At 26.7% G+C, this 20,196-nt stretch carries 17 protein-coding genes; 6 read left to right on the forward strand and 11 right to left on the reverse strand.

Annotated features, from left to right (window positions below):
- From BQ5450_RS00460 to BQ5450_RS00480, 5 genes are all read left to right on the forward strand, one after another.
- The gene (locus BQ5450_RS00460) at positions 1-975 is read left to right on the forward strand and encodes a metallophosphoesterase family protein (RefSeq protein ID WP_010242380.1); all 975 of its coding nucleotides are present in this window, start codon (positions 1-3) and stop codon (positions 973-975) included.
- On the forward strand, positions 975-2,426 hold the full coding sequence (locus tag BQ5450_RS00465) for an AAA family ATPase (RefSeq protein ID WP_071125617.1): 1,452 nt from the start codon (positions 975-977) through the stop codon (positions 2,424-2,426). The genes BQ5450_RS00460 and BQ5450_RS00465 overlap by 1 nt, the downstream gene beginning before the upstream one ends.
- Entirely contained in the window at positions 2,427-2,660 is a 234-nt protein-coding gene (locus BQ5450_RS00470) for a hypothetical protein (RefSeq protein WP_010242374.1), read from the forward strand.
- A gap of 5 nt (positions 2,661-2,665) precedes the next feature.
- Positions 2,666-3,316: an ATPase gene (locus BQ5450_RS00475; RefSeq protein WP_010242372.1), complete on the forward strand. Its 651-nt coding sequence runs from the start codon at positions 2,666-2,668 to the stop codon at positions 3,314-3,316.
- A gap of 103 nt (positions 3,317-3,419) precedes the next feature.
- Positions 3,420-3,731 (forward strand): YerC/YecD family TrpR-related protein, encoded by a 312-nt coding sequence (locus BQ5450_RS00480; RefSeq protein ID WP_010242370.1) that lies wholly within the window; start codon positions 3,420-3,422, stop codon positions 3,729-3,731.
- A gap of 21 nt (positions 3,732-3,752) precedes the next feature.
- Here the strand turns inward: BQ5450_RS00480 and BQ5450_RS00485 are convergent, their stop codons facing one another.
- The 5 genes from BQ5450_RS00485 to BQ5450_RS00505 all read right to left on the reverse strand — a co-directional run bounded on the left by BQ5450_RS00485 (position 3,753) and on the right by BQ5450_RS00505 (position 9,600).
- Positions 3,753-5,471, reverse strand: coding sequence for an Rqc2 family fibronectin-binding protein (locus tag BQ5450_RS00485; protein WP_071125618.1), 1,719 nt, complete (start codon positions 5,469-5,471; stop codon positions 3,753-3,755).
- A gap of 492 nt (positions 5,472-5,963) precedes the next feature.
- A complete protein-coding gene (locus BQ5450_RS00490; RefSeq protein WP_071125619.1) occupies positions 5,964-6,602 on the reverse strand; it encodes a copper amine oxidase N-terminal domain-containing protein in 639 nt (212 codons plus the stop codon).
- A gap of 18 nt (positions 6,603-6,620) precedes the next feature.
- Positions 6,621-7,592, reverse strand: coding sequence for a tyrosine recombinase XerC (locus BQ5450_RS00495; RefSeq protein ID WP_071125620.1), 972 nt, complete (start codon positions 7,590-7,592; stop codon positions 6,621-6,623).
- Between the two features lie 52 nt (positions 7,593-7,644).
- Positions 7,645-9,180 carry a ribonuclease Y gene (rny, locus tag BQ5450_RS00500; protein ID WP_010242362.1) on the reverse strand — a complete coding sequence of 512 codons (1,536 nt, stop codon included), beginning with the start codon at positions 9,178-9,180 and terminating at the stop codon, positions 7,645-7,647.
- Between the two features lie 123 nt (positions 9,181-9,303).
- Positions 9,304-9,600 (reverse strand): LysM peptidoglycan-binding domain-containing protein, encoded by a 297-nt coding sequence (locus BQ5450_RS00505; protein WP_071125621.1) that lies wholly within the window; start codon positions 9,598-9,600, stop codon positions 9,304-9,306.
- Between the two features lie 202 nt (positions 9,601-9,802).
- On the opposite strand from BQ5450_RS00505, the gene lexA reads away from it, so the two are divergent.
- Positions 9,803-10,423 (forward strand): transcriptional repressor LexA, encoded by a 621-nt coding sequence (gene lexA / locus BQ5450_RS00510; protein WP_071125622.1) that lies wholly within the window; start codon positions 9,803-9,805, stop codon positions 10,421-10,423.
- A gap of 150 nt (positions 10,424-10,573) precedes the next feature.
- Here the strand turns inward: lexA and BQ5450_RS00515 are convergent, their stop codons facing one another.
- The 6 genes from BQ5450_RS00515 to BQ5450_RS00540 form a co-directional block, all read right to left on the reverse strand.
- On the reverse strand, positions 10,574-11,860 hold the full coding sequence (locus BQ5450_RS00515) for a methionine gamma-lyase family protein (protein ID WP_071125623.1): 1,287 nt from the start codon (positions 11,858-11,860) through the stop codon (positions 10,574-10,576).
- 94 nt (positions 11,861-11,954) lie between these two features.
- A complete protein-coding gene (gene miaA / locus BQ5450_RS00520) occupies positions 11,955-12,866 on the reverse strand; it encodes a tRNA (adenosine(37)-N6)-dimethylallyltransferase MiaA (protein ID WP_071125624.1) in 912 nt (303 codons plus the stop codon).
- A 1-nt stretch (position 12,867) separates the two neighbouring features.
- Positions 12,868-14,742 carry a DNA mismatch repair endonuclease MutL gene (mutL, locus tag BQ5450_RS00525; protein ID WP_010242357.1) on the reverse strand — a complete coding sequence of 625 codons (1,875 nt, stop codon included), beginning with the start codon at positions 14,740-14,742 and terminating at the stop codon, positions 12,868-12,870.
- Entirely contained in the window at positions 14,739-17,357 is a 2,619-nt protein-coding gene (gene mutS / locus BQ5450_RS00530) for a DNA mismatch repair protein MutS (RefSeq protein WP_316054580.1), read from the reverse strand. Before mutS ends, mutL begins: the two co-directional genes overlap by 4 nt.
- The gene (gene miaB, locus BQ5450_RS00535; protein WP_010242353.1) at positions 17,338-18,738 is read right to left on the reverse strand and encodes a tRNA (N6-isopentenyl adenosine(37)-C2)-methylthiotransferase MiaB; all 1,401 of its coding nucleotides are present in this window, start codon (positions 18,736-18,738) and stop codon (positions 17,338-17,340) included. Before miaB ends, mutS begins: the two co-directional genes overlap by 20 nt.
- An 80-nt stretch (positions 18,739-18,818) precedes the next feature.
- A complete protein-coding gene (locus tag BQ5450_RS00540; protein WP_071125625.1) occupies positions 18,819-20,195 on the reverse strand; it encodes an NAD(P)/FAD-dependent oxidoreductase in 1,377 nt (458 codons plus the stop codon).
- Position 20,196 lies beyond the last annotated feature (1 nt).

Genomic DNA, 20,196 nt, shown 5'->3' on the forward strand with positions numbered 1-20,196 from the left:
TTGAAATTACTTTATTTTACAGATACTCATATTAGAGGTACTAGTCCTCAAAATAGACTAGATGATTATCACGAAACTTTAAAAGACAAATTAAATGAAATTTCTAATATTGTAAAAGAAGAAAAAATAGATTTTGTTCTACATGGTGGAGATTTATTTGATAGGCCAGATGTTTCTGTCAGTATAGTTTCTGAATTTGCAAAGATATTTCAAGATTTTAAAGCTCCCATATATATAATAAGTGGGAATCATGATATTTTTGGCCATAATCCTGATACATTAGATAGAACAATGCTTGGACTTTTGTGCAATCTTGGAGTTATGAATTTGGTAAATTATAAAAAAATAATTCTAGAAAAAGATATTAGAGTCCAACTCACTGGTTCGCCTTATGTTTATTCTATGGACGAAAAAGAAAATCGTAAAAATTACATTATTGATGAAGTCGATAGTTCTTGTAAATATTCTATTCATATGACTCATGGCTTTCTCATTGATAAACCTTTCATTAAAGAAGTTTCTCACACTTTAATTGATGATATAAAAGACACTAAAGCTGACATTACTTTAGCTGGACATTATCATTTTGGATTTAATACTGTAAAAATAGATAACAAATATTTTGTCAATCCAGGGGCTTTGATGAGGATTTCAAATTCTAAGGCGGAAATTTCACGAAAACCTAAAGTGAATATTATCACTTTAAATGATGGTATAAAAATAGAAAATAGATATTTAAAATCTGCTAAACCAGGAGAAGAAATTCTAGACAGATCCGAGATGGAAAGGCATCAATTTAAAGGTATAAAACTCGCTGAATTTAAAGAAATTATTGATTCTACTTCAGATTATAGAAGTTTAGATATTTTTGATTTGCTTTTAAAAATATCTAAGAGCGAGAATATTTCTGATAATGTAAAAAAAGAAGCCTTAAAAAGAGTGGAAAAAGCTCAAATAGATGGAGCTGACTATTAATGATATATATAAAAAAAGTTGAACTTAATAATTTTCAGTCTCACGATTATACAGAAATGAGATTTGATCGAGGATTAAATGTAATTTTAGGAAATTCTGATGTAGGCAAAACTGCAATATTGAGAGCTATAAAATGGGCTTTATATAATGAACCTAAGGGTGACTATTTTATTAGACAGGGAGAAAGAGATGTTTCTGTTAAAGTCGTTTTTTCCAATGGAGTTGTGGTTCAAAGAAAAAAGACGCCTTCAAAAAACTCTTATTATTTATTAGACACTTCAGGAAATGAAAGGCTTTTTGAAGGATTTGGAGTTGACGTTCCAAAAGAAATATCTGATATTACTAATATGTATAAGGTGACTCTCGATAGTTCTAATAGTAAAGTTATTTTAAATATAGCAGAACAACTTGATGGTCCCTTTCTTTTAAATGAACAACCTTCATTTAGAGCTTCTGCAATTGGAAGACTTCTTGGAGTAAATTATTTAGATGATGCTCTAAGAAGTGTTGTCAAAGATAATAAAAGAATAAGACAGGATATTGATTCTCTCAATTTATCTAAAAAAGAACTTGAAAACAAAATAAAAGAATTTGAATATATTGAAAATTATAAATTAAAATATGAAAAAATTTTAAAAATTAGAAATAATATATATGAGCTTCAATCTAGATTGGAAAATGTTTCTCACTTAAAAAAGGTTTATAATACTAATAAAAGTGAAATAAAAGAGAATGTTAATTTAATTAACAAACTAAAGAATTTAGAGAATATAGACTTAATATATGAAAAACTTAAAGTATATACTTTGAAGAAAAATAATTTTGAAAATCTTTTATATAAATATAATAATACTGATACTGAAATTATTTCTGTAAAAAATGATTTAAATAAACTAAAAAACTTAGAAAAATATTCTGATGTTATACACGCCATAAATAGAAAAAAAGATAATTTGGCATTATACGAAAGTTTAAATAAAACTTTTACTAAAATCTCTAAATCTATTTATAAGACAAATACTGAAATTGAAAATTTTAAAAATGCTGAAAAAATAGAAAATTTAATAAAAAAAATTGAAACTAATTTAAATGAATACTATTTAATTCATAATAATAGTGAAAATTTGAAAAAGATTCAAACTAGTTTAGACTGCGGAAAAGAATATATAAAGAATTTTACAAATAATGAAGCTTTAGATGAAATTTTCCAAAAGATTACTGCCAATGTATTATTATTAAATAGTTTAGAGAAATTATTAAATGATTTAGATAATAAATCTATTGAAATTGAAAGAGAAAGAAAAACTATTAATAAACTAAATTATGATATAAAAAATAACACTGATATTTATGAAAAAACAATTTTAGATTTGGGAGTTTGTCCTTTTTGTTACAGTACTATAACTAAGGATTCAGCACAACATATTAAAAACCATTTGAGGAATGATTAAATGAATTACGAAGAAAATTTAAAGAATTTAAAAGACCAATTAGATAGATTAAAAAACATGAAGTATAAGTCTGAAGCAAGACTTGAACAATTAAACACACAGAAGAAGGATTTGCTAGAAGAGATTGAAAAACTTGGTATAAAACCTGAAGATCTCGAGAGTGAAAGTGAACGTTTAAAAGACGAAATAGATAATCTATTTAAACAAGCCGATGATTTAATGCCTAGGTTGTGATTTTTTTGGATTTAAAAGAGCTTGATTTAAAATTAAATAAATTAAACAATAAAATTGTAAGTGAAGAGGGCAAAGTAGAAATTTTAACTGAACAGTTAAATAAAATCAATGATGAATTAGAAGAGAAGCAAAAATACGAAGATGTACTCACGCAAGTTTCACTTTTATTTCAGAAAACATCTGAATTTGCAAGAGAACAATCTAAAAGACAAATAGAAGATACTGTAACAAAATGTCTCCAATTTATTTTTGAAACTGATATTGAATTTTTAATAGAGCTTTCAGAATCTCGATCTGTGCCTGTTGCAGAATTTTTTGTCAGAAGTAATTATCCAGAAGGGTACAGTGTCAAGACAAAACCTGAAATAGCAAGAGGTGGTGGAATTGTAGATGTTATTTCACTTGCGCTTAGAATTGCTTTTGTTGAATTAAATCAACCAAAATTATCTGGTCCTTTAATTTTAGATGAACCTGGTAAGCATGTGAGTGATGATTATATTTTTAATTTGGGAGAGTTCTTAAAAAAATCTAGCAATTTATTTGATAGACAAATAATTATGGTTACACATAATTCTCATTTATCTCAAATATGCGACAAAGCGTTTCAAGTTAAAAATAAAAAAGGTATAAGCGAAGTAAGTGTATATAATCAATGATTTTAATCTTGACTTTAGTTAGTAAAATTGTTAATATATTAGTGGAAATACTAATTGTTCATATATTTTAGTATATTTACTTTAAGTAGGAGGAGAAAGTGTAATGATTTACGACTCAAAAATAAAAAGTAGAGATGTAGATGGCTTATTTGAAGCTATTTTACTTTTAGAAAATGTAGAAGAATGTTATAGATTCTTTGAAGATATTTGTACTGTAAAAGAATTACAAGCAATTGCACAAAGACTAGAAGTTGTGAAATTACTTGTAAAGAATAAAACTTATCATGATATCGAAAATGAAACTGGTGCATCTACTGCCACTATTTCAAGAATTAATAGATCTTTAAATTATGGGGCAGATGGTTATAAATTAGTTCTAACTAGACTTAATATATTAGACGAAGATGAAGAATAAGGGAAGCACCTTATTCTTTTTTTATAGATTTATATTTATTGTTTTATAACTTGTGTAAGTAACAAGACCAGGTTTTTTTGCTGGGTGTCTTTTTACATTCATTTTAAAAGTGTAATCAACGGGGATATTTTGCGATTTAGAAAGAGAACTATATTTTGCTGCAAGTTTTGCAGCACTTAAAAGTGCTTTATTTGAAAACTCTCTATTATCATTTTTCAATATCACATGAGAACCTGGGGCATCTTTAACATGAAACCAAAGGTCATTTTTATTTGCCTTTTTTAAAGTTAAATAATCATTTTGTATATTATTTTTACCTATATATATATCAAAACCATCATCTGTTTTTATTTTAATATAATTTTCTTTTGAATCTTTTTTCTTATTTTTCTTATTTTTATTTTTCTTTTTTAAATATCCAGATTTTTCTAATTCCTCGTAAAGTTCATCTATTTCATCAGGTGTTTGTGCAAAATCTATGTTTAAAAGTATAGATTTTAGATAATTTATTTCAGAGTTTCCCATTTCTATTTGTTCATTTAAAAAAATTGCTGCATTCTTAAGTTTTGAATATTTTTTATAGTATTTAGAAGCATTGGATGGACCATCTAATTTCGGATCAAGAGGAATTTCTATAGATTCCATTTCATTATAAAAATTTTCAACAACAACAGAATTATCTCCTTTTTTTATTTTATGAAAATTAGAAGATAATAAATCTGCATAGACTTTAAATTGCTCACGATTTAATGCAATATTTAATTCATTAGATTGGTTAGAAACTTTTTTAGATAGTTTATTAATTTGTTTGTTTATAGATTTTCTTAGCTCACTGCTTTTAGAACCTAATGAATCTCTTAAAAATTTAGAATTATAAAATTCTTCTAATAGAGAAGAGATACTATCAACCTTTATTTTGTCTTTAGCGCTAATTGATTCTAAATCAATTGAATAGAAGTCTTTAAAAATACCGTCTCTATAAATTTTTATTGGAGTAAAATTATTATTTTTAACTTCTCTAAAAATTTGCAAAAACGTATTATCTATATTAATTATTTCATTTTCAGATAGAGATGCTAAAGTCCTTTTAAAATCTATGTAACATCTACTTTCAATTTCTGTACACATTTGAGGACTTATACCAGTAAAAGACTTTATAAAAAAAGACTTTAAGTTCAAATTTTTTTCAGATTTTGTAATTACATTAGCAATATTTTCAGTTTTAGTTGGATCAAATCCATTTGATATATCTTCTGGATTATAAAATAGTCCTGGAAGAATTTCTCTTACTCTAGACACATTGAAATTCACTCTAATAAGAGAATCAATTATTTTTTTAGAATCGTTATCAATTAAAATAACATTTGAATGTTTTCCCATTAATTCTATAACTAAAGCTTTTTCACTAAATTCACCTAATTCATCCTTGGATTTAACTAAAATTTTTATAATTCTATCCATTTTATATTGGCAAACACTGATAATTTGGTTATTTTCAAGGTGTTTTCTAAGAAGCATACAAAAAGCTGGAGGATTTTGTGGACTATCAAATAATTCGTTACTAAAATACATTCTTGGACTTCCAGAAAGGGAAATAAATAGCCTCTTTTTTTCTCCATGAGCCCTAATATTTATAAGTAAGTCATTATTTTTTTGATATATTTTATCAATTCTTCCATTTACAATTTCATTTTTTATTTCATAAACTAAATTTTTTATAACAGTACCGTCTAAAGACATTTAATCACCTAAAAATAATTATAACATAATTTTATAAGTTAGAAAATAAATTTTAGAACAAATGCACTAAACGTACATTTCACTTAAAGATAAATTTGAATACAGATGGTATAATAAAATATATAATTTAACATTATTAAATAAGAACAACAATAGTTTTTAAGTTACAAAAGAATATTCATAACATAATTTAATTTGAGTTTTGAGATTAAACTAAAAAATAATTTTTATGTTATAATTATATTACATTGAATAAATATTAATCTAATGTAATTTTATAATTATTAAAATGATTAAGATACATGGATTAATTGTAGTTTTATAAAAATTACATAAAAAATAGTCACAAAATTATCATTTTGTGACTATTTTTGGACTTTATATTTAAAATTTTATTTATAATGAACTCATCTCTTCTATCAACTATTGTTTAATTCATCAATTATATAAATTTATAATTACTAAATCATTAACTATAAATTTTATTAGTTTTTAATCAAATAATGAATTTGAATTATCTTTATTATTTTTTTCTTCTATCTTTTCTAATTTATTAGATACTTTATTTTTGTCATTATTTTTTATTTTTGAATCTCCAGAGGATTCCACGCTGTTTTCTTCGTGCCCATATCTAGCTCCTTTTGTTTTAAAAGATCCAGAGATATAAACAGAGTCATTTTTCCACTCTACATCAAGACCAAGAGTTTCAGAGATAAATCTTATTGGAACATAAGTCCTACCATCACATAATATAGCGGCAGAATCGAGATTTACAATTGATTCTTGACCATTTTTATTAACTTTAGCTTTTGTAGAATCTATATCAAGCTCAACTAGTACATCTATTGCTCCTATTAAAATCCCTCTAGTATTTGATTGATTTTTTTGATAAAAATTTATTTTTGCTCCTAAATTTTCAGAAATGTATCTTATTGGAACCATAACTCTATCAGTATTTTTGTCTAAATACGCTCTTCCCATATCTTCTGGTATAGACTGCAAAGAATTATTAATATATATATTTACATTTTGATCTAAAGCACTTTTTGGAAGTTTACCTGCTGCAAAAACAGATGTAGATAGAACAACTGACATAATTCCTATTGACAATAATGATCTTAATTTTTTCATTTTTTCCTCCTGATTTGACTATTTATTATTTTCATCTTTAATATTTGCAAGTGGATTAGACTCTACCATTTTTTTCAATGATTTTTTATTCACATGAGTATAAATTTCAGTTGTATTGACAGACTCGTGTCCCAAAATTTCTTGAAGAGACCTTATATCGGCATTGCCATATTCATATAAAAGTGTTGCCGCAGTATGCCTTAATTTGTGAGCAGAATATTTATTTGTATCAAGACCAGAATTTTTCATATGTTTTTCAATCATATGCTGAATTGATCTATTGCTCATTCTCTGTTCTCTCATTGAAAGAAATAAAGCATCATCCTCAATTTGAGGTCTTAACTTCAAATATTCTTGAATTGCATATACTGAAGCCTCATTTAGATAAATTGTCCTCTCTTTATTACCTTTTCCTATTACTTTTAAAGTATTATCTTCTTTTAGATGTGAAATATTGATTCCTGAAAGTTCAGAAAGACGCATTCCGCAATTTAAAAATAAAGTAACTATTGCATAATCTCTTTTCTTATAAACTAATTTCATTTTAGATTTTTCAATGGTTTTCAATAGATTTAAACTTTCATCTAAGGTTAAGTAAACTGGAAGTGTCTTTTCAATTTTTGGCATGTCAATATCTATAATTGGATTTTTCTTTATAACTTCAATCTTTGAATATAAATAATTATAAAAACTTCTAACAGAAGATATTTTTCTAAATTTAGATCTATTGGAAATTTTTCGTTCTCTTTCCAAAAAAGCATTGTAAGCATAAATATCTTGTTTAGTTACACTTTCTAAAATCTCTGGAGTAATATCTTCAACAGGTATATCATCAAAATTTTCTATTCCTTCTGCAAGATTTTTTCTTCTTTTTATAAATCTTACGAAAATTCTAAGATCATAATAATATTCTCTAATTGTATTATCAGAAGAGCCTTTGGTAGCTTTCATATAGTCTAAAAAATCGTCTATTAAATTCGAATTAATCAAATTTTATCACCTCCAAATACAAAACAAAAACCTGACAAATGTCAGGCTTTCTTTATTTAGCGTATTCAACTGCTCTAGTTTCTCTTATGACATTGACTTTAATTTGTCCAGGGAAATCTAGCTCAGATTCTATTCTTTTTACAACTTCTCTAGCAGTAATAGTAATTTCTGCCTCAGAGATTTTTTCAGGTTTTACTATTATTCGAATTTCTCGACCAGCTTGAACAGCATAAGAATTTTCAATTCCTTCAAATTCATTCGCAATTTCTTCAAGCTTTTCAAGCCTTTGAATATAAGATTCAACAGTTTCTCGTCTAGCTCCTGGTCTTGCAGCAGAAATAGCATCAGCTGCTTGAACTAGTACAGATTCTACACAATTAGGCTCTACATCTCCATGGTGAGATTCTATTGCATTAATTACATATTCAGATTCATGATATTTTCTTGCAATTTCAACTCCTATATCTACATGAGGAGCATCAAGATTTCTATCAATTGATTTTCCTAAATCGTGAAGAAGACCGCCTCTTTTAGCAAGCTTAACATCAGCTCCAATTTCGCTAGCTAAAATTCCAGCAATTTCAGAAACTTCGACAGAGTGTTTAAGATTATTTTGTCCGTAACTTGTCCTATATTTAAGTCTTCCAAGATATTTAATAATTTCTGGATGAAGTCCATGCACGCCAGCATCATAAGCTGCTTGTTCTCCTGACTCTTTGATAATTGTTTCAACTTCATTTCTTGCTTTTTCAACAGTTTCCTCTATCTTAGTAGGATGAATCCTTCCATCATTTACTAATTTTTCAAGAGCCACTCTTGCAATTTCTCTTCTAATTGGATCAAAACAAGATAAAACCACAGCCTCTGGAGTGTCATCTATAATAAGATCAACTCCAGTTATTGATTCAATTGCTCTAATATTTCTACCCTCTCTGCCAATAATCCTTCCTTTCATCTCATCATTTGGAAGACTAACAACGGCGACAGTAGACTCAGCAACTTGATCAGCTGCACATCTTTGAATAGCTTGTGCAATTATATTTCTTGCATATTTTCCAGATTCTTCTCTTATCCTATTTTCATTTTCTTTAATAATAAGTGCTGACTCATTTGTGATTTCTTTTTTCAGTTCGCTAAGTAAGATTTCTTTACCTTCATCTTTAGTAAGACCGGCAACTCTTTGAAGTTCTTCTTCTCTCTTTTTAATAAGTTCATCAGCTTGATCTTCTTTTTCTCTTAAGCCTTCCAATTTCTTATTAAGTTTTTCATCTTTTCGTTCAACTTGATTTGATTTTTTATCAAGTGACTTTTCTTTAGATAAAATCCGATTTTCTAATTCTTTGATTTCTGCTCTTCTAATTTTAGCTTCATTTTCTTGTTCAGATCTTAACTTTTGAATTTCTTCCTTAGCTTCTACAAGTAAAAGTTTCTTTTGTGTTTGAGCTTGATTTTCAGCATCATAAATCATTTTCTTAGATAATTCTTCAGCATTTTTTATTTTTCCTTCAGAAATATATTTTCTAATGGCATAACCACATGCTACACCAATAATACCAATAATAATAGATATTAAAGTACTAAAACCCATTCATACACACCTCCTATTTAGTTTTCATGTTTCAATTTAAAATCATATTTAGGCATAAGCCTTAAAATAATTGTATATCTTTTAAAAGAATAAGTCAAACAGAAAGATGTGTGTAACTATAATCTATTTATTTTCATAAATAGGTATTGCTATTTTATACCCAGGCTTTAATTCATAAGAAGTTATATTATTTAATTTTTCAATTTCCATTACAAAGTTCATTTTATTGTTATATTCATATCTATCAGATATAGTCCAAAGTGTATCTCCTTTTTTTACAGTATAAACATCATAAGTTAAATTAGAATCATCTAAATAATTCATATATTCTGAATCTATAACCATTAAGCCTGAATTAAATATAAATATTAACAATAAAAATAACAAAACTTTTTTCTTTTTGATAATAATTTTTTTCATAAAATCTCCTCAATAAAAATATTTTGTTTTAACTAAAGTTTAAACCTTTATTTCGAACAAAAGTATCAAATAACAGTTCTAAACAAATGTTACAACTTTAGTTCTATTTTGTCAATAGCTCATTTTTATTTATTTAAACTTTAGTTTGAAATACCTGTTTAAATGTGATATTATTATATTAATATAAATAAGGAGGAAATCTATGTACGAAGATTTAAACCAAAGAGAACTTGAAATTTTATTTTTTATTAAGAGATTTATTGAATCAAAATCCTATCCCCCAACTGTTCGTGAAATTTGTTCAGGATGTAATATTAAATCTACTTCTACTGTTTATTATGCTCTTGAAAAGCTTGAAAGTACAAATTATATAAAAAAAGATGCTTCAAAAACTAGAGCTATTGAAATAGTTCCTCAAGATGATGACATTTTAATGTTAAAGAAAAAAACTGTTGATGTTCCCATAGTAGGAAAAGTTACAGCTGGTGCACCTATATTGGCAGTTCAAAATATTGAAGATACAATGCCTCTTCCTATTGAATTTGCAACAGATAAAGAATTATTTATTTTAAAGGTTTCTGGGGAAAGCATGATTAATGCAGGAATTTTTGATGGAGATTATGTAATAATTGAAAAATGTAATTCTGCGAGAAATGGAGAAAAAGTTTTAGCTTTAATAGATGATGAAGCAACTATTAAAACATATTATAAGGAAAAGAATAGATTTAGATTGCAACCTGAAAATGATTCAATGGAGCCTCTTTATTTTGATAAAATTGATATATTAGGAAAAATTGTTGGACTTTACAGAAAAATAAATTAAAAAATAACCTTGCTGTTATGATACAGTAAGGTTATTTTTTTATACATTTTTATATTATTCAATTAAATTTAGTAATCAAAATGAAAATAAAAATACTAAATTTGACTTAATTTTAGAATATGAGAAACCAACAAAAACATTTTAACACTATTAAATTACAATTAAATTTTCTTTATCAAGGGCATTTAATAAATGAATTAGTGCAAATTTAATATGATAGTAAGAGAGTCCTCCTTGAAAGTAAACATAATAAGGTTCTCTCATTGGCCCATCTGCTGAAAGTTCAATTGATGATCCTTCTATAAAGTCTCCTGCTGCCATTATTACTTTGTCATCATATCCTGGCATATCCCAAGGCATTGGTGTAAATTCTGAATCAACAGGAGAAGAAAATTGAATATATTTGCAAAAAGTTTCTAGTATATCTGGATTTTTAAGTTCAATTGCAGTTACAATATCACTTCTTTTATCCACACTTGATGGAATTGTCTTAAATCCTAATTCTTCAAAACATTTTGAAAAAAGTGTGGCTCCCCTTAATGCATCTTCAACAATTTTTGGCGACATAAATAATCCTTGAAGTATTTGTCTAGTCATTCCAAAGGTAAGTCCACAGTCCTTGCCTATTCCTGGTGCAGTTAAAATATTTGCAGCACGATTTACAAATTTAGATTTTCCAGTTATATATCCTCCTGTGTATGCAATTCCACCACCTGGATTCTTTATAAGTGATCCTGCCATTAAATCTATTCCAATTTCACTTGGTTCTATTAACTCTGTAAACTCTCCATAACAGTTATCTACAAAAATTTTTATATTTCTATTTATTTTTTTAACTTCATCTACAGCCTCTTTAAGTTCATCAACTGTAAAAGCTCTTCTATTTGAATATCCAGTTGATCTTTGCATTATTACAAGAGTTGTATTTTCTCTTATATAATTTCTAATATTTTTTACATCAATCTTATTATTTAAAAGAGGCACTTCAGAATATTCATAACCTCTATTAATAAGCGAATCAGGATTATCTCCACGAAGACCGATTACTTTTTGAAGTGTATCGTAAGGAGTTGATGTGACAGATAAAAAATGATCACCTGGATTTAAAATTGATTTAATTGCAATTGTTATAGCGTGAGTTCCTGAAACTATATTTGATCTTACTAAGCTATCTTCAGTTTTGAAAATTTTCGTATAAATACTTTCGACTTTATCTCTTCCAACATCTCCATAGCCATAACCAGTAGTCCAATTAAAATCTGTAGACTTTAATTTTTCAGCTTGCATAGCTTTTAAAACTTTAACTTGATTGTACTGAGCAATGTCACTAAATTTTTTGAAATCTTTTCGAAGTTTTTCTTCATTTTTATTTACAAAATTTATTATCTTTTCATCTATATTGTATTCGTTTTTAAATAAATTATTATATATTGTCAATTTTATCTCCCATTTATTATTTTTATTTTATTTTAATATTAATAAGCACTTAGTGCAATGAAAAAAGACGACGAAGTCGCCTAATTAAATGTTTTTAATTTTCTAATTTAGATTCTATATATTCTTCTAATAATTTTAAAATATTCTCAGATTCTCTGTCAAACCACTTTATTCTGTCATCTCGTCTAAACCAAGTTAGTTGTCTTTTTGCATAGTGTCTTGAATTTTTCTTTATTAATTCAATCATTTCATCATAGGAAATCTTACCATCTAAATACCAAATAACTTCTTTATATCCAATAGCTTTAAGCGATTGTGAGTTTTTATCAAGTCCCTTTTCAATTAAACTTTTCACTTCTTTCACAAGACCCTTATCTATCATCAAATCAACTCTATTATTTATCTTTTCATAAAGTTTATCTCTATCCATATTAAGTCCAATGTAAGTTAAGTTATAATCATCATTTTCCTCTCTAAATTTATCTTCTTTTTTATTTCCATTTTTTAAAATTTCAAGAGCTCTAATTATTCTTTGACCATTGTTTTTATGGATTTTTTTTGCCATACCTTCGTCAATTTCAAAAAGCTTATTATATAAAACTTCACTACCATTTTTCTCTAATAAGTGATTTAACTTAATTCTATATTCATAATCTGGCTCAGTCTCTGTAAAGTTTAAATTATAAACAATTGAATTTATATAAAGTCCAGTTCCTCCAACTAAGAATGGTATCTTTCCTCTTGTATTAATATTACTAATAATTTTTTTTGTTTCTTTTTTGAAATCAGCAACAGAAAATTTATCTTCTGGATCAATTATATCTATCATGTGATGAGGTATATCCGTTTTATTCAAATCAATTTTCGCTGTTCCAATATTTAATTTTTTATAAATTTGCATAGAATCTGCTGAAATAATCTCTCCATTATATTTTTTCGCAAGTTCAAGTGACAATTCAGTTTTCCCAATTCCAGTGGGGCCTGTTATTATTACTAAATTTTCCATTTTATTCCCTCAAAAATAATTTTGAAATAGTGTGCTTTGAAACTTCTATAACTGTTGGTCTTCCATGAGGACAAGTGTAAGGATTTTCACAATTTTTTAAATCTCTTATAAGAGCTTCGACTTCCATATCTGAAAGATCATCTCCCGCTTTTACAGATGCTTTGCAGGCCTTTTTCATTATTTTATATAAATCTGCTTCATAATTTGATGAGATGTCTTTATCAAGAGAATCTATAATATCTCTTATAAAATTTACATAAGTTGGAAGTCCAAAAATCATGGGAACTTCACGCAAAACTATTGTATTGTCTCCAAAATCTTCTATTTTAAATCCAAGTTTTACAAATAAATCTAAGTAATTTTCTATTTTATCGTATTCAACTTGATTTAATTCAATTATTTCTGGCTTAATTAAGATTTGTGAAGCAATATCACTATTTAAATACATATTTAAAAATTTTTCATAATTTACTCTTTCATGTGCTGCATGTTGGTCTACAATATAACAAATTGAATCTCTTTTATTCTCTAAAAGTATATAGGTTTTAAAAAGTATTCCCACAATTTTTGTATTTAAAAGTTTTTCATCAATGTGACCTTTTTCATTAGGTTCTAAAAAGCTTTTTTCCTCATTAGCAAAGTCTTTATCTGTAAAAGTCACCTTGTTGAAACTATCCTTTTTATATAAAACATCGTCTTCTTTAAAATTACTTAGACTATTTAAATTTTCTTCTAAAGATTTACCTTCAATATCCCAAAGACTCCTTAAATTTGTAGTTTCCGCTGTATCAGTGTCATTTGGAATATCACTATCTAATTCTTTACTTTCGTTAAAAATATCAAAAATATTTATATTTTTCTTCGTATCTTCGATTTCTATCTCTCCAATACTTCTATTAGGAAAAATTACTTCTTGTACAACTTCAGATAAAAGAGCTGTCAAAATATTTTCATTAGAAATTTTTACCTCATTCTTCTTAGGATGAATATTAACATCAATTAGTTTAGGATCAATGTCAATATATAAAATAAATACAGGATATCTATTTAGTGGAATAAGTGAATTATAATTTTTTTCAACTGCTTTAGAAATATTTATATTCCTGATGTAGCGACCATTTATAAAAATATATTGACTATCTCTATTTGATCTAAATAATTTATTATCAGAAAAAAATCCCTTTATCTTATAATTTTCTGACTCAAAAAATCCTTCATTTAAAGAAGACGCAATTTCTGAACCTAAAATACTAAAAATCCTATTTATATAATCTTTGTCATTACCTGTATTTAAGATTGTCTTGCCATCGCGAATAAGTGTGAATTTTACATTATTGTTACTTAAAGCAATTTTTTGCACAATATCAATTATATTATTAATTTCAGAATTATTTTTTCTTAAAAACTTTTTTCTAACAGGTGTATTATAAAAAACATCAGTAACTATAAATGTAGTTCCTCTTGGCATTCCTATTTTATTATTTTTTATAATTTTCCCATTTTCAATTAAAAGAGAATTTCCTGCTAGTTCATCTTCTGTCTTAGTCATTAATTTTATTTTTGAAATATTTGAAATGCTTGCAAGTGCTTCTCCTCTAAACCCAAGAGTTCTCAACTTCTCTAGATCTTCTATTTTTTCAAGCTTAGATGTTGAGTGACGCAAAAAAGCAAGATTAAGGTCTTCCTCTGAAAAACCAGAACCATTATCTGATACTTTTATAAAATTCGTACTCTCGCCTCTTATTTCAACCAAGATATCATCAGCACCTGCATCTATGGAATTTTCTACAAGTTCCTTTACAATAGAAGCTGAATTTTCTATTATTTCACCTGCTGCAATTTTTGATATTGTTGAGTCATCTAAAAGTCTAATCATTCTAACTCCTTAGATTTATTTATAATTTCATTTAATAAATTAAAAGCTTGCATTGGACTAATCTTCAAAATATCTATTTCTTTTAATTTATTTACAAAATTTATAATTTCTTGATTTGTACTTTCTTGTCTTATATATTCTTTATTTACATCAATACTTATATCTTTATTTTCTCTTTCTATTACATCTAAAACTTCCTTTGCCCTGTTTATAATCACATTGTCAATCCCCGCAAGTTTTGCAACATCTATTCCATAGGAATTATTTGTAAATCCATTTATAATTTTTCGAAGAAATATAATATCATCGTCTTGTCTATCTACAGCAATAGTAAGATTTTTTATACAATCATATTTTTCTTCTAGATTCACAAGTTCATGATAATGAGTAGCAAAAAGTGTTTTGGCTTTAATATTTTCTGCAATGTATTCAACTATTGCATTTGCAATTGCAAGACCATCAAATGTACTAGTACCTCTTCCCACTTCATCTAGTATTAAAAGAGATTTTGACGTTGCATTTTCTATAATATCAGCAACCTCTTTCATCTCAACCATAAATGTCGACTGACCCTTAGAAAGATTGTCACTTGCACCAATTCTAGTAAAAATTCTATCAACTAAAGAAATATCTGCACTCTCTGCTGGCACAAAGGATCCTATATGAGACATAATCGTAATAAGTGCAACTTGCCTCATATAAGTCGATTTCCCTGCCATATTAGGCCCAGTTATTATGTGAATCATTTCTTTTTTATTATCTAAATATGTGTCATTTGGAACAAAAAAATCATCATTCATGTAAGATTCAACTATTGGATGCCTTCCTGATTTTATTTTAATTATTCCTTCTTTGTTAAATTGTGGTTTAACATAATTATTTAAACTTGCAACTTTTGATAAGGATAATAATGCGTCAAGACTTGATAACTTTTCAGACAAAATCTGAATATTATAAATTTCCTTTGCAATATATTCTCTTAACTCATTGTAAATCCCATATTGAAGTGTCAAAGCTCTATCCTTAGAACCTATTAATTTTCCCTCCATGTCTTTTAATTCAACAGAGAAAAATCTTTCAGACCCAACTAAAGTTTGTTTTCTAATATAATCATCAGGAACATCATCTAGATAAGATTTTGTTACTTCAATAAAATATCCAAGAATCTTATTGTGTTTTACTTTTAATTTTTTTATCCCAGTTCTTTCTCTTTCTCTTTTTTCAAAATCTAAAAGCCAATTTTTCCCTTCCAGTGAAACTTTAAAAAGTTCATCTAAATCTTTAGAATATCCCTCTTTTATTATTCTATTTTCTTCTATCACTACTGGAGGATCTTCTATTAAGATAGAATCTATTTTATTATAAATATAAGTTAAATCAATAAAGTCTTCTGTAAATTTTATTAAATATTTATTTTCAGATTCTCTTAACATATTTTTTATCTTTATCGAATTTATTATCGTACTTTTCAGTGAATAAATTTCACGAGGATTTATGCTTCCCTTTGAAATCTTTACTACAAGTCTTTCAATATCATAAACTTCTTTTAAGATTTTTTCTATTTTATCTTCTAATATTAAATTTTTTGTAAAAGATTCTATTATATTTTGTCTTTCAATTATCTTATCTAAATTTATAAGTGGACTTTCCACCCATTTTTTTAATTTTCTAGAACCCATTGAAGTGTTACATTTATCAAGGACTTCCAAAAGAGATCCCTTTTTAGTAAAAGTATTTAAACCTCTTACTAGCTCTAAAGTTCTCTTTGAACTTTCATCTAGAACTAAAAAATCAGAACTATTATAATATTTAACAGTATTTATATGTTTCAAATTTATTTTTTGTGTAACTATCAAATATTGAAGCAACTTTTTAAGAGAAGTAAAATCAGACAAATTATTTCCCATAAATTCATTCAAATTATTTTTAAAATTATCACTAAAAAATTCTTTAAAACCTTTTAATAAGTCTAAATCTTTTAATTCTTCAGAAATATAAGAATTTATAAATACATTATCCTTCTTTATTTTTTCTTTGAAAAAAGGAATTGCTTCTTCATTTAATAAGATTTCATTGGGACTTATCCTATCAATTTCATCTCTTAGAAAATTATAAGGATCATCTTTAGATAAAAAAGTTTTTTCTGTGAAGTATATTTCTCCAGTGGAGTAGTCAGAATAAGTAAAATTAAGTGAGTATCCATCTATAAAAATTGAAAGAAGGTAATTATTTAAATCACTTTTTAAATATTCAGTATCTGTAAAAGTTCCTGGAGTTATAATTTGAGTAACTTCTCTTTTTACAATTCCCTTTGCCAGCTTTGGATCTTCAATTTGGTCACATATAGCAACTTTATATCCTTTGTCAATTAATTTTGATATATAACTAGAAGCAACATGATATGGAACGCCACACATTGGCGCCTTTTCATCCAAACCTGCATCTCTTTTTGTAAGAGTGATTTCAAGTTCTCTTGAAGCCAAAAGAGCATCCTCGAAAAACATTTCATAAAAATCACCAAGTCTGAAAAATAAAATAGCATCTGGATTTTCATCTTTTACTGCTAAATATTGTTTCATCATGGGAGTTAATTTTTCACGATTCAACTTTTTCACCTACTAAAGAAAAACTATTTGCATCTTTAACTTTGACTTTTAAAATTTTTCCAATATCACTTTTATTTCCTTTAAAATTTATTAACTTAAATTCATCAGTTCTTCCACTTACATTAGTGCTATCTTTTTTAGAAAAATCTTCTACAAGTACATCTACATTTTTACCTATAAACTTTCTGTTTTTCTTTTCTTGTATTGGATACAAAACATCTAATAATCTTTCGAACCTTTCGTGTTTTACTTTATCTGGAACTTGATCATCTCTTTTGGCAGCTGGTGTATTTTCGCGAACCGAATAAATAAAAGTAAAAGCTGTGTCATACTCAACTTTTTTAGCCAGATCCAAAGTATCTAAAAAATCCTCTTCACTTTCCCCAGGAAATCCTACCATAATATCTGTTGAGAGTGCAATATCTGGATTTATACTCTTAATTTTATCGATCTTTTTTAAATAATCTTCCTTTGTATATTTTCTATTCATCATCTTTAAAACTCTAGACGATCCAGCTTGAACTGGCAAATGTAAAAAATTACAAAGTTTATCTAAATTATTAAATGAATAAATAAGTTCATCAGAAATATCTTTTGGGTGAGATGTCATAAATCTAATTCTTTCAACACCATCTATATCATTAATTTGTTCCAATAAATCTGCAAAAGAAAATTCATCTTCAAAAGTTTTCCCATAAGAATTTACATTTTGACCAAGAAGTGTAACTTCTTTTGTGCCTTTTTTAGTCAAATTTTCTATTTCTCTAATAATTTCAACAGGTCTTCTACTAGTTTCTCTTCCTCTAGTATAAGGAACTATACAATAAGAACAAAAATTATTGCAACCATACATAATATTTACATAGGATTTAAAAGAATAAAGCCTATTTGCTCCTAATGTGTCATCAAAATTAACAGGGTTTTCTTCAATATCTATTGCAAGTTTTTTCCCATTGTAGGACATAGACAGTAATTCTGGAAGCTTCCAAATATTATTAGTTCCAAAAATTATATCTACATTAGGAAATTTTTCAATAACATAATTTCTTGATTCTTCCCTTTGCATCATACATCCACATACTGCTACTTTAATATTTTTTTTCTTAGACTTTAAATTTTTTAAATTTCCAAGTTGTCCATAAACTTTATCTTCCGCAGAATGTCTAACTGAACAAGTATTTACTATAACTAAATCAGCATCTTTTATATCTTTTACTAAATCATATCCCATTTTTTCTAAAAGCCATTCTATTTTTTCAGAATCATGTTCATTCATTTGACATCCGTGAGTTATAACAATAGCTTTTTTATAATAAATGTTTTCTTTTATATTTCTAATATATTCATTAATATTAATATTTATATCATTAATCAATTCTTTATTTTCCATTTACATCCTCATTTCATATTTCTATATTATACCTGAAAAAACACTTAATTATCAAGAAAAGAGTATGCAAATACATACTCTCAAACTATAAGATTATTAATATATCTGGCAACATATACACCAGAAGCTGACGCTTGTGAAAGTGAATGTGTTGCTCCTCCTCCATCTCCTACTACAAAAAGACCTGGCACAGAAGTTTCAAAATTAGAATCTGTTTCTACCCTTGAATTATAAAACTTAACCTCTACTCCATAAAGAAGTGTGTCATCATTAGCAGTACCTGGTGCAATTTTATCAAGTGCATAAATCATTTCAATAATAGAATCAAGTTGTCTTTTAGGTATAACTAAAGAAAGATCTCCTGGAGTTGCTTTTAATGTTGGTTCTGTAAAACATTTAAGCATTCTTCTTTCATCTGACCTTCTTCCTTTAACTAAATCTCCAAATCGTTGAAGAAGAACTCCTCCACCTAGCATATTACTAAGTTTTGCAATAGATTCGCCATATTCATTAGAGTCCTTAAAAGGTTCTGTAAATTTATTACTAACTAATAGTGCAAAATTTGTATTGTTAGATTGAAATTTTGGATCTGCATAGGAATGACCATTTACAGTTATAATTCCATTAGTATTTTCAGCTACAACTTGACCATAAGGATTCATACAAAAAGTTCTTACTAAATCATTATAACCTTTTGTCTGATAAACTATCTTAGACTCATATACCGCATCTGTAATGTGTTTAAATACTTCTCCGGGAAGTTCAACTCTAACTCCTATATCCACTTGATTCGAAAAAAGATTTATATTAAATTTTTTACAAATTTGTGAAATCCACTTAGACCCGCTTCTTCCAGAGGCAAGAACAAGCTTATCGCATTGAAATGTTTCTCCTTTGTCAGTCCTTAAAATAAAATTATCATTTTTATCAACATCTACAATAGTTGTGTTAAAAATCATATCAACTTTATCTTTTGTCCATTCATATATTTTTTCTAAAATTTTTACATTTCTATCAGTACCAAAATGTCTAACTTTTGCATCTAAAAGATGAAGATCATGTTTTAAAGCAAGCATTTTTAAATTTGAAGTAGTGGTATCATACAATTTAGAATTTCCACCATCAAATTCGCATAAAACTCCATCTACATATTCCATAAGTTTTAACGATTCATTTTTCCCAATGTAATCATGCATTTGACCGCCAAATTTTGTAGTTATATTATACTTTCCATCAGATAAAGTTCCAGCACCACCATAACCGTTCATAATATTACAAGGCTTGCATCCTATACAATTATCCACTAGGCCCATTTTTATTGGACATTGTCTTTTATATATAATATTACCTTTATCTATTACTAAAACTTTTAAATTAGAATTTAACTTTTTAAATTCATAGGAAGCGAAAACTCCACTTGCTCCTGCTCCAACTATTATAACATCATATTTATCCAAT

The organism is Peptoniphilus lacydonensis (assembly GCF_900106515.1).
GTDB lineage: Bacteria > Bacillota > Clostridia > Tissierellales > Peptoniphilaceae > Peptoniphilus_A > Peptoniphilus_A lacydonensis.

Excerpts from the sequence above, each read along its gene's own strand:
- BQ5450_RS00465 (WP_071125617.1), top strand. The coding sequence starts at position 975 with ATGATATATATAAAAAAAGTTGAACTTAATAATTTTCAGTCTCACGAT.
- BQ5450_RS00470 (WP_010242374.1), top strand. The coding sequence starts at position 2,427 with ATGAATTACGAAGAAAATTTAAAGAATTTAAAAGACCAATTAGATAGA.
- BQ5450_RS00480 (WP_010242370.1), top strand. The coding sequence starts at position 3,420 with ATGATTTACGACTCAAAAATAAAAAGTAGAGATGTAGATGGCTTATTT.
- BQ5450_RS00485 (WP_071125618.1), bottom strand. The coding sequence starts at position 5,471 with ATGTCTTTAGACGGTACTGTTATAAAAAATTTAGTTTATGAAATAAAA.
- BQ5450_RS00490 (WP_071125619.1), bottom strand. The coding sequence starts at position 6,602 with ATGAAAAAATTAAGATCATTATTGTCAATAGGAATTATGTCAGTTGTT.
- rny (WP_010242362.1), bottom strand. The coding sequence starts at position 9,180 with ATGGGTTTTAGTACTTTAATATCTATTATTATTGGTATTATTGGTGTA.
- BQ5450_RS00505 (WP_071125621.1), bottom strand. The coding sequence starts at position 9,600 with ATGAAAAAAATTATTATCAAAAAGAAAAAAGTTTTGTTATTTTTATTG.
- lexA (WP_071125622.1), top strand. The coding sequence starts at position 9,803 with ATGTACGAAGATTTAAACCAAAGAGAACTTGAAATTTTATTTTTTATT.
- miaA (WP_071125624.1), bottom strand. The coding sequence starts at position 12,866 with ATGGAAAATTTAGTAATAATAACAGGCCCCACTGGAATTGGGAAAACT.
- mutL (WP_010242357.1), bottom strand. The coding sequence starts at position 14,742 with ATGATTAGACTTTTAGATGACTCAACAATATCAAAAATTGCAGCAGGT.
- miaB (WP_010242353.1), bottom strand. The coding sequence starts at position 18,738 with ATGGAAAATAAAGAATTGATTAATGATATAAATATTAATATTAATGAA.